This is a genomic window from Microvirga sp. RSM25 (genome assembly GCF_044784385.1).
GTDB classification, from domain to species: domain Bacteria; phylum Pseudomonadota; class Alphaproteobacteria; order Rhizobiales; family Beijerinckiaceae; genus Microvirga; species Microvirga tunisiensis.
The window spans coordinates 3579953-3595065 of sequence record NZ_CP173039.1 but is presented as its reverse complement, the minus strand read 5'-3'; the positions used below and the strand labels follow the sequence as shown (position 1 = coordinate 3595065).

Below are 15113 nucleotides of genomic sequence, written 5' to 3'. Positions count from 1 at the left end.
CGTTTTAAGGAAGGCGAGAATTCCAAAGAAAGCTTCCTTTGTGAGGCGTAGTCCCTCAATATAACCGGGCAGCTTTCCCCATCAGGCTCTCAGCATCATTGTAGTAGGCAGCAGCCTGTTGAACTGAGCGGTGTTGTGATTGCTGCATAGCCTCCGGCAAGGGCACACCGTCGTGAGCAGCCTGTGTTAGGTATCCAGAGCGAAGTCCGTGTGCACTGAATAGGTTAGGGTCGAGACCTGCAAGGCGGCAGCGCCGCTTGATAACATCATTGACGCCATCGCCGCTGATCGCACTGGTGCCAATCCGACCCCATCGGTCAATGGCTCGAAACACGGCTCCTGATGTGATCCCAGCACGATCCAGCCAGGTTGTGAGCGCATCGGCAGGGCGCCCGATTAGGAGGACACGTGAACCTTCATCGGCATTGCCGCGCTTCGTGCGTCCGAGGTGGACTGCGAGGCAGGAGATCTTGAGGGATTCTGGATCCTGCGGATCCGCGGGAACGAGGGGGAGAGTCTCAATCTGGTCAACCCTCAATGAGGCTACTTCCGATCGCCGTCTGCCGCCGGAGGCGAACGCCGTCAGGAGGAGGGCGCGATCACGGAGATCAACGAGCCGGTTCAGCACGCAAGTGGCAAGCAGCCGGTCGAGCACCGCTCGGGTGACTGCCCGCTGGCTCTTGCGTTGAACCGGCCGTGCACATGCCCGCACGGCGAGCCGCAGCGCGGTCTTAAAGGCCGGCGTGGCAAAGGCCGGCTCAAGATCGCGCCAGCGATGTAGTGTCGCCCAGCTCGAGAGGCGGCGGCGAACAGTCGCCGGCGCGTGTGGTCCATTGGTTCGCAGGAAGCCTTCGACCTTGAGGTGATCCGCGACAACGTCAGGCATGCCATGACCAGGATCTGTCTCCCGCTTAACCGGGTCCCAGAGATGATGAGCCAGGAATTTCAGGGCTAAGCCTTCAGGTGCTGGCCAGGGGAGGGGAAGCCCAGTCGCGGCGAGCGCCCAGGCTTCCAGGTAGCCCAAGTCCGAGGCGAGGGCGCGCAAGGTGTTGGCCCCCATACCCTCCTCAACCAGGTGCTTGAGGGTGGCGACATCCTCATCCGTGAGCAGGGCCGCCAGCGCCTCGCGACGATCGGCCGGAAGGATGCCAGAGAGGGCATCGAGTTCGTTCTCGCGGTGAAGGCTGGCGTTACTCGTGCGATTGGAATCCGGCGTGCTCACGTCGAGGCTCCCCCGGAAGGCGCTGCAGGGCCGGCAGAACACATTGGCTCACAAGCGGAGCGAGATCGGACGCCGGAGAAGGAACGGGCTGCATGGCGGCTTAAACGAGAGGGAACGGGAGCCTTTTATGGCTTGTTTCCAGAGGTAGGCGCAACACTCCCGATAATTGGGGATTATCAGGAGTGAGGGCGCATCGGTAAGAGCCCGTTTTATAGATGAAGTTATAGCTTAAATTAATACACTCAAGGCAAATTTAGAGGCAATTATCAATATGTTGGACAGGAGAAATTTGCGTCGCCGAGCCGCTGTGAGAAGGCAGAGGCGCCGAGCAAACGACTGGAGTGCATCCGGTCGCTGGTGCACCCCGGCAAAGGAGGGTCCGCTCCCCGTTCGGTAATGCCGCCTCGCTCGACGCGGTGACCACGCTTGTTCCTGAGTGGCGCCAGGACTGCTTGCATAGCCACTACAAGGCCACGAGCGTTTTCCATTGTTAGAACGCGCACGACGGGTCGGAATGTTCCGAGTAGACGGGCGAGCCAAACATCTCCTACATGCCGATGCCCGAAGAGTAGCCTGAAGTCGCTCGGCAACGTGCCGAGCATTTCGAGAGGATGCGCGTGAAAGGCAAGGCTGCGGGTGACGATTGCGACGACAAGTGCCAACGTGAGTTGGCGCGCTACTGAGCGGACCCGAAGGAGATCATCCGTGATCAAGGAATTGTCTAATCGACGAGTACGGGTATAGCGACACCGACCCACCGCTCATCGCTACCCGAGAATTTCTCAAAGAGCGCTTTGACGGACCTTCTGCGCCATCAGTTTGAGTCTGTAACCCGTTATTTGTAAACTTTAGAACCCTCGCCTTTGCCGGTTCGCGGCGCCAAACTCCAAGCCAGCATCCCAATGCCCAGCCAAAAAAATCAGCACTATGTGCCACGATGCGCGTTGAAGCCTTTCACTCGCGATCAGGAAGGCAAAGCAATCCATGTATTCAATATCAGCGGACAGAAGACGATTGAGGATGCTCCAGTAAAGAGTCAGTGCTCTCGGGACTACTTTTACGGCAAGGATCTCGCAATCGAGAATATCTTGAAAGAACTGGAGGGGCAATACGCGAGGATAGTGCGCAGCATCGAGGATGGTGCCGAACTAAATGCTGATGATGTAAATACTCTGCTGTTTTTCATCAATATCCAAGCTCGGCGCACTGCTCGCGCTGTACATGAAACGACAACTTTCTTTAACGGAATGGCCGAGGAAACCTTCAAACATCATCAAGAGCAGCGGCCGCCGGACCCTTCGCATCAAGAGGCGCTGGCAGCATCCATCATGCTCGGGATCGATATGCAGTCCCATACTAGGGATCTGAAGTTTATAATATTAAAAAACCAGACTACAAGTAACTTCATTATCTCGGATAACCCGGCGGTTATGACGAACGCATTTAGCTTCGAAAAGCTGAGGGAAAGCACCTTCGGAATTGGAAGCGCCGGCACCATTATTGCGCTGCCGATCAGCCCAAGGTTTTGCGCGCTTCTGTTCGATATTGGCGTTTACACCGTGAGCATCCCGGCAGGAACCAGGTATGTCAAAGTCACTGACCCGAATGACGTCCGCGCGCTCAACGAGCTTCAGCACCTGCATGCTGACCGTAACATCTATTATGCGACAGACCGCGAAGCCGACTCCATTGCCGAGCAATCTCGAAGGATACGTGGAGCCCGGGTGCCAGTCGGCGGTGAATTTACAACATTGATCCGGGACAAGGCACGGAAAGGCGAGGCTTACAGGCGCGGAACCGTTGCTGAGGAGCAGAAGAGCGCTGAGAGTGTCATAATGGCAAGCTTTAATCAGCCGAAGCCATCTATCTGGCCATCATTTTTGAAGTATCGATCAAAGCCGGTCTTTGTTGATACGAAATCGGCGGCCGGCCACATGCGACCGGCCATAGTAGCTATGCGGGCGGAGCGGCGCAGCAGACGATCGGAAGGCACACAGTCGTCGAGGCAGAAGTCGTAGAAGAGCTGCGCTGGAGCCGTCTAGAAGCCCATCATCGTCCCGCCTCCGCAAAGCGACAGGAGAACGGACTCACGCCAGCGCAGTCCGATCAACTGTCCGACTAAATCAATTATATTGGCACGCCTGAGACCTAAGCTCGAAGGCCGCAATCCTCATCGAAGCGGACGTTCCGAAAGCGTAGGGAATCTCAGCTCCTGACCCACACCGGACTTTCCTCATCAGGCCTCAATGTCCTCGGATAATACGAGATCACCGCTGGGGCAGCAGCTTCCCCGTGGAAGCAAGTTGCACGGTCCGAATGGCAATCCAGCCGATGACCAGGTTGGCACCGATGAAGAGCGGAATAGCCAGGAAGGAAATTGGCCCCGTCTGTCCCCGCTCGACGAAGCGCAGGGCCGCGAGCGGCAAGGCGGAGACGCCGAAGGTGTAGGCCCAGGCCGCGGGCGAGAACGGTTGCTGCCGGAGCCAGGGCACGAGGCGCAGCATGACGAGTGTCTGGAGCAGCGCGTACCCGAACAGCATCTGGACGAAGCGGTCCGGCGGACCCGCCGTGACCGCGAGGTACGCGACGGAGCCGACCGCAGGGGTGGCGAGGTGCAGGCCCATCGTGGCCCTTAGGGCCACGGGCAGCGCATGGATCATCAGGCGGTGCAGCACGATCGACTCCAGCACGACCATCGACAGGAACCCCGCCCCGAAGAAGAGCAGCCCCGCTTCCGGGTAGCCGAAGGAGCCGCAGGCAATGGCGCTGACGAAGCAGCCGCCGACCGTGGGCATGTAGAGGGTCGGGGTGGTCGCGTCCGTGTGGCGCCCGCCCTGCCACAGCTCGCCCACCACCCAGGCGCTGAACACGACCTGGCTCGCGACGCCCAGCACGAACATCGTCCACGCCACGGCGGGCAGGTATGGGGCGACCGCGATCGAGGTGATCATGGTCGCCACGGGAACCAGGGCGGTGAAGAAGGCCTGGACCGGATGCCGGAACTCGGCGAGCGCCTCCTCGCGGGAGATGGCCCATTTCAGGACGTACAGGGCCATCCAAACGAGCCAGACGAGCGCCGCGGCAAGGGAGAGGGCCTCGCCGATGAACACGGGGGCACCCCACACCCTGGCGGCGGCGCGCCACCCGTTGCCGAGCCCGCCCAGTCCGAGGACCATCCCGAAGAAGGTCGCCGGGACAACGGGAGAGGCGAGGCGGTATGCCGATCGCGTCCCCGCGGGCACCTTCGTCTTCTGCATGTCCATCCCCACTGCCGGAGGATCCGTCAGGCTGCCGCCCGGGTTACCACCTGACCGAAGGCCCAGTCGAGCCAGGACAGGACCGCCGCCATGTCCTCATCCTCGACGGTCGCCCCGCCCCACAGGCGCAGACCGGGCGGCGCGTCGCGGTATGAGGCGATGTCGTAGGCGACACCTTCCTTCTCCAACAGATCCACGATCCCCCGGACGAACCGTGCCTGATCCTCGGGGCTTCGGGCCGTGACCCCCAGGTGGACGACGCGCAGGCAGATCGACGTGCAGGAGCGGATGGCGGGGTCTTCGGCGAGGAAGTCGGCCCAGCCGCAAGTCCTCTGCCAAGCGGTGGCAATCGCGAGGTTCGCCTGCGAGCGCCGGATGAGCTCGGGCAGCCCGCCGACTGATTGCGCCCAGTGCAGCCCGTCGATGGCATCCTCGACAGCAAGCATCGAGGGCGTGTTGATGGTATCGCCCTGGAACAGTCCCTCGTTGAGCCTGCCGCCCTTGGTCATGCGGAACAGCTTGGGCAGGGGCCACGGCGGCGTGTAGCTCTCCAGGCGGGCCACGGCCCGGGGGCCGAGGACCAGCACCCCGTGCGCTCCCTCGCCGCCGAGCACCTTCTGCCAGGACCAGGTGACGACGTCGAGCCTGTCCCAGGGCAGGTCCATGGCGAAGGCAGCCGAGGTGGCGTCGCAGATGACCAGGCCCTCGCGGTCGGTCGCGATCCAATCGGCGTTCGGAACCCGCACGCCGGAGGTGGTGCCGTTCCAGGTGAAGACCACGTCGCGGTTCTGAGTGTCGACCTGCGAGAGATCGGGCAACTCGCCGTAAGGGGCCTCGAGCACGCGCACGTCGTCAAGCCTGAGCTGCTTCGTGATGTCGGTGACCCACTCCTTGCCGAAGCTCTCCCAGGCGAGCACGTCCACGCCGCGCGGGCCGAGCAGCGACCACAGCGCCATCTCGACCGCCCCGGTGTCGGAGCCGGGTACGATGGCAATGCGGTAGTCCTCCGGGATGCCGAGCACGGCGCGGGTGAGGTCGATCGCCTCCTTCAGCTTCGCCTTGCCGGGCTTCGAGCGGTGGGAGCGCCCGACCACCGCATCATCCAAGGCAGCAGGGGTCCAGCCCGGGCGCTTGGCACAGGGGCCGGAGGAGAAGTTCGGATTGCGCGGGCGGCGCGTGGGTGCCGGGATGCTCACGGATGCTTCCTTCCTGTCGGGTCGAGGCTCAGTTGAGCCAGAACTTGATGACCAAGCCGACCGCTCCGGTGGTGCCGACGCCCGCAGCCCAGAGGCCGACAAACCACAGCCATCGACATACGGCGGACTTCGGTTCGGTCATGGTGTCCATCAGTGATACCCCTCGTGTCCGGTCTTGCCGCGGAACACCCAGTACGAGTACGCCGTATAGGCAAGGATGATCGGGATCAGCACGCTGGCGCCGACCAGCATGAACATCAGGCTCGACTCGGGCGCCGCGGCCTCGTGGATGGTGACCGCGTTCGGCACCACGTGCGGGAACATGCTGACGCCAAGCCCAAGGAGGCAGAGGGCGAACAGGCCCAGCGTCAGCAGGAACGGCCAGTACTCCCACCGGCGCACCAGGCTCACCAGCAGCATCCCGGAGCAGAGACCCACGAGCAGAGGCACCTGGGCGGTGAACAGGACCTGCGGCCAGGCGAACCAGCGCTCGTAGTAGGCCCCGCTCAGGAACGGCGTCGCCGCGCTCATGAGGCCGATGCAGACGATCAGCCCGATGGCGAGCTTGCCGGCGAGGCGGTAGCTGTGGTTCTGGACCATGCCTTCGGTCTTCATCACGAGCCAGGTCGCGCCGAGCAGGGCATAGCCGACAACAAGGCTGACCCCGACCAGCAGGCTGAACGGCGTGAGCCAGTCCCACCAGCCGCCTGCGTAGGAACGCCCGTCGACCACGATGCCCTGGAGCAGGGCGCCGAGGGTGATGCCCTGCGCCAGCGTCGCGACAACGGAGCCTGTCGTGAAAGCGAAGTCCCAGTAGCGGCGATGGCCGGGATCGCGCCAGCGGAACTCGAAGGCGACGCCACGGAAGATCAGCGCCAGCACCATGGCGATGATCGGCGTGTAGAGGGCCGGCAGGATGATCGCGTAGGCCAGCGGGAAGGCTGCCATCAGGCCGCCGCCGCCCAGCACCAGCCAGGTCTCGTTGCCGTCCCAGACCGGCGCGACCGAGTTCATGGCGCTGTCGCGCTCCGGTCCGGGTGCGAAGACCGGGAACAGGATGCCGATGCCGAGATCGAAGCCGTCCATCACCACGTAGGCGAAGACCGCGAACGCGATGACGAAGGCCCAAAGTGAGGGAAGATCGAGAAGGGTGGCCATGGGTTACACCTCCGCGCCAAGGGTACGGGCCGGGCTGACCGAGGGAGCCGGGGTGATGCCGGCCGTGCGGATGGGGTGGTCGGGGCCGGTCTCGGGCCCGGTCTCGCCGCGATGCGGGGCCTTGCCCATGAGCTTGAGGATGTAGCCGGTGCCCGCGCCGAACACGATGAAGTAGACGACGATGAAGGTCAGCAGCGACGCCGCCACCGCAGGAGCCTCGAGCGGCGACGCCGAGGCCGCGGTCTTGAGCAGGCCGTAGACGGTGAACGGCTGCCGACCCACCTCCGTCGTGAGCCAGCCGGCGATCACGGCCACGAAGCCTGCGGGTCCCATGCCTAGTGCCAGCCAGTGCAGCGGGCGCCAATCGTAGAGCCGGCCGCGGAAGCGTGCCCACAGGCTGAGCGCTCCGAGAGCGAGCATGGCAAAGCCCAGGCCCACCATGATGCGGAACGACCAGAACACCACGGGCACGTAGGGCCAGTTGGCACGGTCGACTGTGTCGAGCCCGTTGAGGGGCGCATTCAGCTCGTGCTTGAGGATCAGCGAGGACGCCTTCGGGATCTCGACGGCATAGCGCACCGTGCCGGCCTCCTGGTCGGGGATGCCGAACAGGATCAGGGGCGCGCCCTCGGGATGGCTTTGGAAGTGCCCCTCCATCGCCATGACCTTGGCGGGCTGGTGCTCGAGCGTGTTGAGGCCGTGCATGTCGCCGGCAAAGATCTGGAGCGGGGCGACGACCGAGATCATGCCCATCGCCATCGAGAACATCACGCGGGCGCCCTTGTTGCTGCGCTCGCGCAGGAGGTGCCAGGCCCCGACACCGCCGACCACCAGGGCCGTGGTGAGGTAGGCCGCCATCACCGTGTGCACCAGGCGGTAGGGGAAGGACGGGTTGAACACGATGGCCCACCAGTCCTGCGGCACGAACTGCCCGGCCTCGTTGACGGCGTAGCCGACCGGCGTCTGCATCCACGAGTTGGCGGACAGGATCCAGAAGGCGGAGATGAAGGTGCCGATGGCGACCGCGAGCGTCGCGGCGAAGTGCAGCTTGCGGCCGACCCGCCCCATGCCGAAGAGCATGATGCCGAGGAAGCCTGCCTCCAGGAAGAAGGCGGTCATGACCTCGTAGGCCATCAGCGGGCCGATGATCGGACCGGCCTTGTCGGAGAACACCGACCAATTGGTGCCGAACTGGTAGGACATGACGATGCCCGAGACCACACCCATGGCGAAAGCCAAGGCGAAGATCTTGAGCCAGTACTTGAACAGGTTGAGGTAGACCTCGCGCCCGGTCCACAGCCACAGCCCCTCGAGCACGGCGAGGTAGCTCGCCAAGCCGATGGAGAACGACGGGAAGATGAAGTGGAAGGAGACCGTGAAGGCGAACTGGAAACGCGCGAGCAGCAGGGCATCGAACTGGTCAAACATGAGGCTCTCCACCGGACAGGGAGACGGCTGACTGGGCCCGTTCATTCACATGCAGGCGGAAGACATCGGGACGGGAGTAGTGGCCCACGACGTCGAAGTCGTACTTGCCGCGGGCGATGTCGCCGCGGTCGAGCTCGGCGACCTGGATCAGCTCGCCGTCGAAGTTCGGACGCACCAGCACGTTGCCGAGCGGGCCGACGATGCAGGAGCCGCCGCGGATCAGCACCGTGGCCGGGTCGTCGCCCTGGATCGCGCGGTAGTCCGGCGGGCAGTCGCCGCGGGTCAGGTACTGGCAGGCCGAGATGACGAAGCAGCGCCCCTCGAGCGCGATGGTCTGCATGGTGGGCAGCCACGTGTCGCGGTCATCGACGGTCGGGGCGCAGTAGAGCTGGATGCCCTTGGCGTACATCGCCATGCGCAGCAGCGGCATGTAGTTCTCCCAGCAGATGACGCTGCCGAGCCGCCCCAGGGGCGTGTCGACCACCGAGAGGGTCGAGCCGTCGCCGAAGCCCCAGACCAGGCGCTCCATCGCCGTCGGCATCAGCTTGCGGTGCTTGGCGAGCAGGCGGCCGTCGGGACCGAACATCAGGGCGGTGCAGTGGAGGGTGCCGCCGTCGCGCTCGATTACGCCGACGACCAGGTGCGCCGAGGCCGCGCGGGCGGCGGCGCCGATCGCCTTGGTTGCCGGACCGGGCACGTCGATGGCCGCCTCGAAGTAGCGGCGGAAGTCCTCGCGGCCCTCGGGAAGGCGCAGGCCGAGCCGGGCGCCGAAGTCGAGTCCCTTCGGGTAGCCGCCGACAAACGCCTCGGGGAAGACGACGAGGTTCGCCCCGCGTCCGGCGGCGTCGCTGGCGAGGTCGGCCAGCTTCTCCAGCGTGCGGGGCGTGTCGAACATGACCGGACTGGCCTGGACGACGGCTGCGGTGACCGGGGTGCTCTCCATCGTTCTGCTCCGAGGCTGCGACCGTTGGGGTCGAGGGTGGTGCGCCACCCTGGCAAGCCGCTCCGCGCGGCGGGGCTTGAGCCTTATTGTCTGGCTCGGCTGATACATGCAAGTTACATACATATCGGGAGGTTGGATGTAAAGGCGGCAAGGTACAACAGAGCATTGCTCTCTGCGCACATGCGGCATTTGGCTCTGCCTCTGGCAATCCGACATGGGAGTGGCTATAGCTATGGGCACTCATTTTGTATGTATGTAGTATCCATACAAATAGCCCCCCTGAATGTCAGGAGAGAAAGATGGACACCCCCTTCGGCCTAGAGTGCGACACATCCCGGAACGCCTTCGATCCGGATCGCTTCTTCCGAAGCTCCCTGGCCGAGCTGAAGGCGGACGGCCGCTACCGGACCTTCCTCGAGCTGGAGCGCCGGGCAGGGCAGTTCCCGCTCGCCGATGCGCCAGGGCGGTCGGACCCCGTCGTCGTGTGGTGCTCGAATGACTATCTCGGCATGGGCCAGCATCCGGTGGTACTGGCCGCCATGCACGAGGCCATCGACCGTGTCGGGACCGGAGCCGGGGGAACCCGCAACATCTCCGGCAACACCCGCGACCACGTCCTGCTCGAGCGCGAGCTCGCCGACCTGCACGGCAAGGAGGCGGCCCTCATCTTCGCCACCGGCTACGTGACCAACGAGGCGGCGCTCTCCACGCTCGCCGGGATGATCCCGGGCTGCATCGTGTACTCGGACGCCCTGAACCACGCGTCCATGATCGCGGGCATCCGCCACTCCAAGGCCGAGAAGCGCATCTTCCGCCACAACGACGTGGAGCATCTTGAGCAACTCATGGCAGCGGACGATCCGGCGCGGCCGAAGCTCGTCGCCTTCGAAAGCGTGTACTCGATGGACGCGGACGTCGGGCCGATCAAGGCGATCTGCGACGTGGCCGAGCGCTACGGCGCCATGACGTACCTCGACGAGGTCCATGCGGTCGGGTTGTACGGCGAGCGCGGGGCCGGCGTGGCCGAGCGCGAGGGCCAGATGCACCGCCTGACGGTGATCCAGGGAACGCTGGGCAAGGCGTTCGGCTGCGGCGGCGGCTACATCGCGGCCTCGGCTCCCCTGATCGACTTCGTGCGCAGCCATGCCCCCGGCTTCATCTTCACCACGTCGATGCCGCCTGCCGTCGCGGCTGCGGCCCGGGCGAGCGTGGCCCACCTCAAGGCCAGCAGGTCCGAGCGCCAGTACCACCAGGAAATCGTGACCTACGTGAAGAGGCGCCTGAAGGAAGCCGGAATTCCCGTGATGCCGTCCGAGACCCACCTTGTCCCGGTGTTCGTGGGCGATGCCCATCTGGTGCGCCGCATCTCGGACGAGTTGCTGGAACAGCACGGGATCTACATCCAGCCGATCAACTACCCCACCGTGCCCCGTGGCACGGAGCGCCTTCGATCACGCCGAGCCCGCTTCACACGGGCGAGCAGGTGGAGCACCTGGTCGAGGCGCTGACGGCGGTGTTCCGGGCGCACGGGCTCGCGATGGAGCAGGCGGCATGACGTTCGAGCGGGAGAACGTGCGGCGCATGGCGGGGTACGTGCCGGGCGAGCAGCCGGGCCGGGCGGTGGCCAAGCTGAACACCAACGAGAACCCGTTCCCGCCCTGCGGCACGGTTCTCGCCGCCCTGGCCGGCATCGATGCGGAGATGCTGCGCCGCTACCCCGATCCCACGGCCTGGGAGTTCCGCAGCGCGGCCGCCCGCCTGCATGGGCTCACGCCGGACCACATCGTCGCCACCAACGGCGGCGACGAGCTCCTGCGGCTGGCACTGACGACGTTCCTGCCGCCGGGCGCCCCGCTCGGCCTGGCGGAGCCGAGCTACTCCCTCTATCCGGTGCTGGCGGCGGTTCATGACAGCCCGCTCTGCCCGGTGCCACTGGCCGATGACTGGTCGGTCCCGGCCGACATCGCCCGGCGATGGAACAGGGCCGGGGCCAGGCTGGCGATCCTCGTCAACCCGCATGCCCCGTCGGGACGGCTGACGTCCGTGGGCGAACTGGCGGCGATCGCGCGGGCGTTCGAGGGCGTGCTGGTGATCGACGAGGCCTACGTCGACTTCGTCGATCCCGGGATGGCGCACGACGGCATCGCCCTGGTGCGAGAGTGCGACAACGTCCTGCTCCTGCGCACCATGAGCAAGGGCTATTCCCTGGCCGGGCTGCGCCTGGGCTACGGGATCGGCTCGCCCGGTCTCGTGGCGCCGATGGTGTCGAAGACCAAGGATTCGTACAACGTGGACGTCGTTGCCCAGCGGGTGGGAGAGGCGGCCCTGCGCCAACGAGGGGAGGCAGCCGTCTCATGGGAGTTCGTCCGTGCGGAGCGGAGCCGCATGGCGCGGGAACTCTCCGCACGCGGGTTTGCCTGCGCTCCCTCGCAGGCGAACTTCCTGCTCGCGACGATGACCTCACGGCCTTCCGGGACGGCACCGCGCCTGCTGCGGGGACTGGCGGACGCAGGGATCTTCGTCAGGTGGTTCGACCAGGATCGGCTTCGCGACAGCCTGCGCATCACGATTGGCACGACGGCCGAGAACGATGCGCTGCTGGCAGCCCTCGTCCGTGTACCATGGGACGTCTGAAAGCTCCGTCGAAGCTGCCAGTCCGGACAACGGCCGACAGGGCAAGGAGGTGGGCGCAGCCGGACGTGAATTAGGATTTCTAAATCGGGAACAGCAAGTTTAACTGTCCTAATCTGGAGCGTAGGCCCAAGCATGCGCCGACCTGAATCGGCGCGGTGGTCCCACTCCTCCGGAGGCTCCGTTCCCGGTCGCCGAGCCACCGACAACCAAAGAGGCATCAATGCCGGACATCACCCAAGTCGCCTTGTTCCTCGTCGCAGCCTTCGTCCTCGCCATCACGCCTGGACCCGGCATCTTTTACGTTGCTGCCCGTACCCTCGCGGGCGGTCGGGCGGAAGGCATCGCCTCCAGCTTCGGTACGGGCCTGGGCGGCATGGTCCACGTCCTCGCAGGCAGCTTGGGGGTCTCTGCCATCGTGCTGGCGAGCGCAGAACTGTTCACGGTCCTGAAGCTGCTGGGTGCGGCCTATCTGGTCTGGATTGGCTTTCGGACCTTCCAGGCCGCGCGCCGTGATGGAATGGCGGCCTTGGCGGGTGAGACGGCGGCACCGCCCGTCGGGGCGCGCCGGGCCTTCCGGGAAGGGGTGCTGGTGGAGGCCTTGAACCCCAAGACGGCAGCCTTCTTCCTGGCCTTCGTGCCCCAGTTCGTCGACCCGGCCGCTGGCAACGTGGCCCTGCAATTCGCCGTCCTCGGCTCCATCTCCGTTGCCCTCAACACCCTCGCCGATGTCGTCGTGGCCTTCGCGGCGGGCGGCATCCGAGATGGGGCCGCGGCGCGTCCCGGCTTGATCCGCCGCCTGCGTGAAGGCTCGGGAGCCGCCATGATCATGCTCGGCCTGGGCCTTGCCCTGGCCGGACGTCCTTCAACGTGATGGCTTGGATCGTGCAGGACTGCGCCTGCCTTGAGGTTCGCACATGATGACCAAACAACCAGTATCGAAGCTGTTCAGCGGCCTGTCGGCCTTTCCCCTGACGCCGACCGATGCGGCGGGGCATCTGCAAGCCGACGTGCTGGGCCGCTTCCTTGAGCGCATCCAGGCGGCAGGGGCGGACTCCATCGGCCTGCTCGGCAGTACGGGCGGCTATGCCTACCTGGGCCGGGAGGAGCGCCAGCGCGCCGTCCGGGTTGCGGTGGAGTGCGTCGGCGGCAAGATCCCGATCATCGTGGGCGTGGGCGCACTGCGGACCGACGAGGCTGCGACGCTCGCCCGGGACGCCAAAGCGGCAGGGGCCGATGGCCTGCTGCTCGCCCCAATGTCCTATACGCCCCTGACCGACGAGGAGGTGTTCCAGCACTTCGCGGCCGTGGCCGAGGCGGGCGGGCTGCCCCTGTGCATCTACAACAACCCGAGCACCACGAGATTCGCCTTCGGCGATGATTTGATCGCCCGTCTGGCGAAGCTCCCGAACGTGGCGGCGGTGAAGATGCCGCTGCCCGGCAATGGCGACTTCAGCGGCGAGATGGGGCGGCTGCGGGCGATCACCCCCGACGGGTTTGCCATCGGCTACAGTGGGGACTGGGGAGCAGCAGATGCCCTGCTGGCCGGCTGTGATGCCTGGTACAGCGTGGCCGCGGGCCTACTGCCCGCTCCGGCTTTGGCCCTCACACGCGCGGCGCAAGCGGGGGATCATCCAGAGGCTGCCCGCATCAACGATGCCTTTCAGCCCCTCTGGGAACTGTTCAGGGCGTTCGGCAGCTTCCGCGTGATGTACGTGATGGCAGACCTTCTCGGTCTCGCCAGGATCGAGCCGCCGCGTCCGATCCTGCCGCTATCCCAAGAAGCCCGCAGTCGCGTGGAAGGAGCTTTGCAAACCTTGAAGGGTACAGGCAGCTCCATTCCATAAAAGGCTTCCGTTGGTGAACGCGGAAGGTCGCCTTCTGGCACGCCTAAGACCAAAGCTCGAAGGCAGCAATCCCCATCGAACCGGACGTTCCGAAAACGCACGGAATCTCGGTTCCTGACCCAGAGCAGACTCTACCTGTTCCGAGCACGTAGTGCGCCGTCAGTCCATTGAGAGTCCGCGCAGCACCAGTTCGTAACGGAGGTGAGATTGCGGCTGATCCAGCAAGCTCTCAACGCGAGCGGGGACCAGAGACCTTCTCCGGTTTCGACTGGATCTCTGGGCCGGGAAGGCGCACTCTAGGGCCACGCCGTCGTGGCGACGCGGCGGTTGAGTATGCATGGAGCAAATGGCTTCCGGATGGAGCCGCCAGCTTGCACCACGGCTCCTCCGGCATGGGAAGGTCGTGAGATGAAACGCAAGCTCTTCGCAGCATTGATCCCAGGACTGCTGATCCTGTCCGTGCCAGCCTTGGCGCAGCAAGGCTTCTTCGTGAAGCCCTTGGCCGAGAAGAAGGTGACGGAATTGCCGCCCGGCGACCTGTTCTGGCGCATCGACACCTTCGAGTCCAAGGAGCAGGCGCAGGCAGCGGCCGGTTCCCTGGGCCTTGTGGCCGAGTACGACGGTAAGGTCTGGCTCTTCACGCTTGGTCGCGGGGGTGAAAGCACCATGGGCGGCATGAAGGTCGCCGAGATTGGACCAGTTCCTCGGATTGCGGCTCAGGAGTATCTCCTGCGGGTGAATGAGGCCGGCGGCCCGAAGGGTAGCGCCACGGCTGCGCACACGCACCCTGGCTCGGAGGCGTTCTACGTACTGAAGGGAGAGCTGTCCCAGAAGACCCCGCACGGAGTGGCTCGCCTTACGGCTGGCCAGAGCATGGTCGGCCATGGGACAGACACGCCGATGGTGGTGTCGAACAGCGGCTCCGAGGATCTGCGCGAGTTTGCGTTGTTCGTCGTCGATGCCAGCAAGCCGTTCTCGTCGCCGGCACCCTTGCCCTGATCCGGCTCTTGAAGTCGGGCCAAGGAGAGGAGCCTCGCGGCTTGTTCCTGTCGGGAGCAGGGCTTTCATCCACCCTTCAGACCTACACCAGCCCTCAGGGAGAGCAGGGACGTTTCAGAGCCTAACCCTTACTGACCTTTGAGCGGACCGCTCTCGCATGTGATGGCGCTGTTATGGCCCCGGTTCCCCGGCGCAGAAATTAGGGTTTCTCCTGAGGCGCGGCTGAGGTGAAACCCTGTGACGCGCCTAAGGCGAGATCGGTTCATACTGCCTTGGTGGGACGTCGCAGCTCGGCAGAGCCATGGTTAATGAAAGGTGGTGGGTTTCCGCCACAATTCGCACCTTCGTCCGTAGAATTCTTCAGACTGGACTGTAGATATCGCTGCCATGAGAAGCGCAGCCAGAGCCCAAGGGTATGCAGGACATGCTGCC

11 protein-coding genes and 1 pseudogene are annotated in these 15113 nt (G+C 64.8%); 6 read left to right on the top strand and 6 right to left on the bottom strand.

Annotated elements, in window-relative coordinates:
• Positions 1-55: 55 nt before the first annotated feature.
• The gene (locus tag ACD578_RS17140; protein ID WP_404286871.1) at positions 56-1222 is read right to left on the bottom strand and encodes a site-specific integrase; all 1167 of its coding nucleotides are present in this window, start codon (positions 1220-1222) and stop codon (positions 56-58) included.
• Positions 1223-2124: 902 nt separating this feature from the next.
• Between ACD578_RS17140 and ACD578_RS17135 the strand changes: the two genes are divergently transcribed.
• The gene (locus tag ACD578_RS17135) at positions 2125-3240 is read left to right on the top strand and encodes a DUF4238 domain-containing protein (protein WP_404286869.1); all 1116 of its coding nucleotides are present in this window, start codon (positions 2125-2127) and stop codon (positions 3238-3240) included.
• A 249-nt stretch (positions 3241-3489) separates the two neighbouring features.
• Here the strand turns inward: ACD578_RS17135 and tehA are convergent, their stop codons facing one another.
• From tehA to ACD578_RS17110, 5 genes are all read right to left on the bottom strand, one after another.
• A complete protein-coding gene (tehA, locus tag ACD578_RS17130; RefSeq protein WP_404286867.1) occupies positions 3490-4479 on the bottom strand; it encodes a dicarboxylate transporter/tellurite-resistance protein TehA in 990 nt (329 codons plus the stop codon).
• A gap of 26 nt (positions 4480-4505) precedes the next feature.
• Positions 4506-5675, bottom strand: a complete 1170-nt coding sequence (locus ACD578_RS17125; RefSeq protein WP_404286865.1) for a phosphoserine transaminase — start codon at positions 5673-5675, stop codon at positions 4506-4508.
• 150 nt (positions 5676-5825) lie between these two features.
• A complete protein-coding gene (cydB, locus tag ACD578_RS17120; RefSeq protein WP_404286863.1) occupies positions 5826-6833 on the bottom strand; it encodes a cytochrome d ubiquinol oxidase subunit II in 1008 nt (335 codons plus the stop codon).
• Positions 6834-6836: 3 nt separating this feature from the next.
• Positions 6837-8261, bottom strand: coding sequence for a cytochrome ubiquinol oxidase subunit I (locus tag ACD578_RS17115; protein WP_404286861.1), 1425 nt, complete (start codon positions 8259-8261; stop codon positions 6837-6839).
• Complete coding sequence (locus ACD578_RS17110) at positions 8254-9204, bottom strand: carbon-nitrogen hydrolase family protein (protein ID WP_404286859.1); 951 nt, start codon at positions 9202-9204, stop codon at positions 8254-8256. Before ACD578_RS17110 ends, ACD578_RS17115 begins: the two co-directional genes overlap by 8 nt.
• Positions 9205-9503: 299 nt before the next feature.
• On the opposite strand from ACD578_RS17110, the pseudogene hemA reads away from it, so the two are divergent.
• From hemA to ACD578_RS17085, 5 genes and pseudogenes are all read left to right on the top strand, one after another.
• Positions 9504-10759, top strand: a pseudogene (gene hemA, locus ACD578_RS17105) (5-aminolevulinate synthase).
• Complete coding sequence (locus ACD578_RS17100) at positions 10756-11838, top strand: pyridoxal phosphate-dependent aminotransferase (RefSeq protein WP_404286857.1); 1083 nt, start codon at positions 10756-10758, stop codon at positions 11836-11838. The pseudogene hemA and the gene ACD578_RS17100 overlap by 4 nt, the downstream one beginning before the upstream one ends.
• A gap of 220 nt (positions 11839-12058) precedes the next feature.
• On the top strand, positions 12059-12709 hold the full coding sequence (locus ACD578_RS17095) for a LysE family translocator (protein WP_404286855.1): 651 nt from the start codon (positions 12059-12061) through the stop codon (positions 12707-12709).
• Between the two features lie 43 nt (positions 12710-12752).
• Positions 12753-13682, top strand: coding sequence for a dihydrodipicolinate synthase family protein (locus ACD578_RS17090; RefSeq protein ID WP_404286853.1), 930 nt, complete (start codon positions 12753-12755; stop codon positions 13680-13682).
• A gap of 408 nt (positions 13683-14090) precedes the next feature.
• Complete coding sequence (locus ACD578_RS17085; RefSeq protein WP_404286851.1) at positions 14091-14681, top strand: cupin domain-containing protein; 591 nt, start codon at positions 14091-14093, stop codon at positions 14679-14681.
• Positions 14682-15113: the final 432 nt, after the last annotated feature.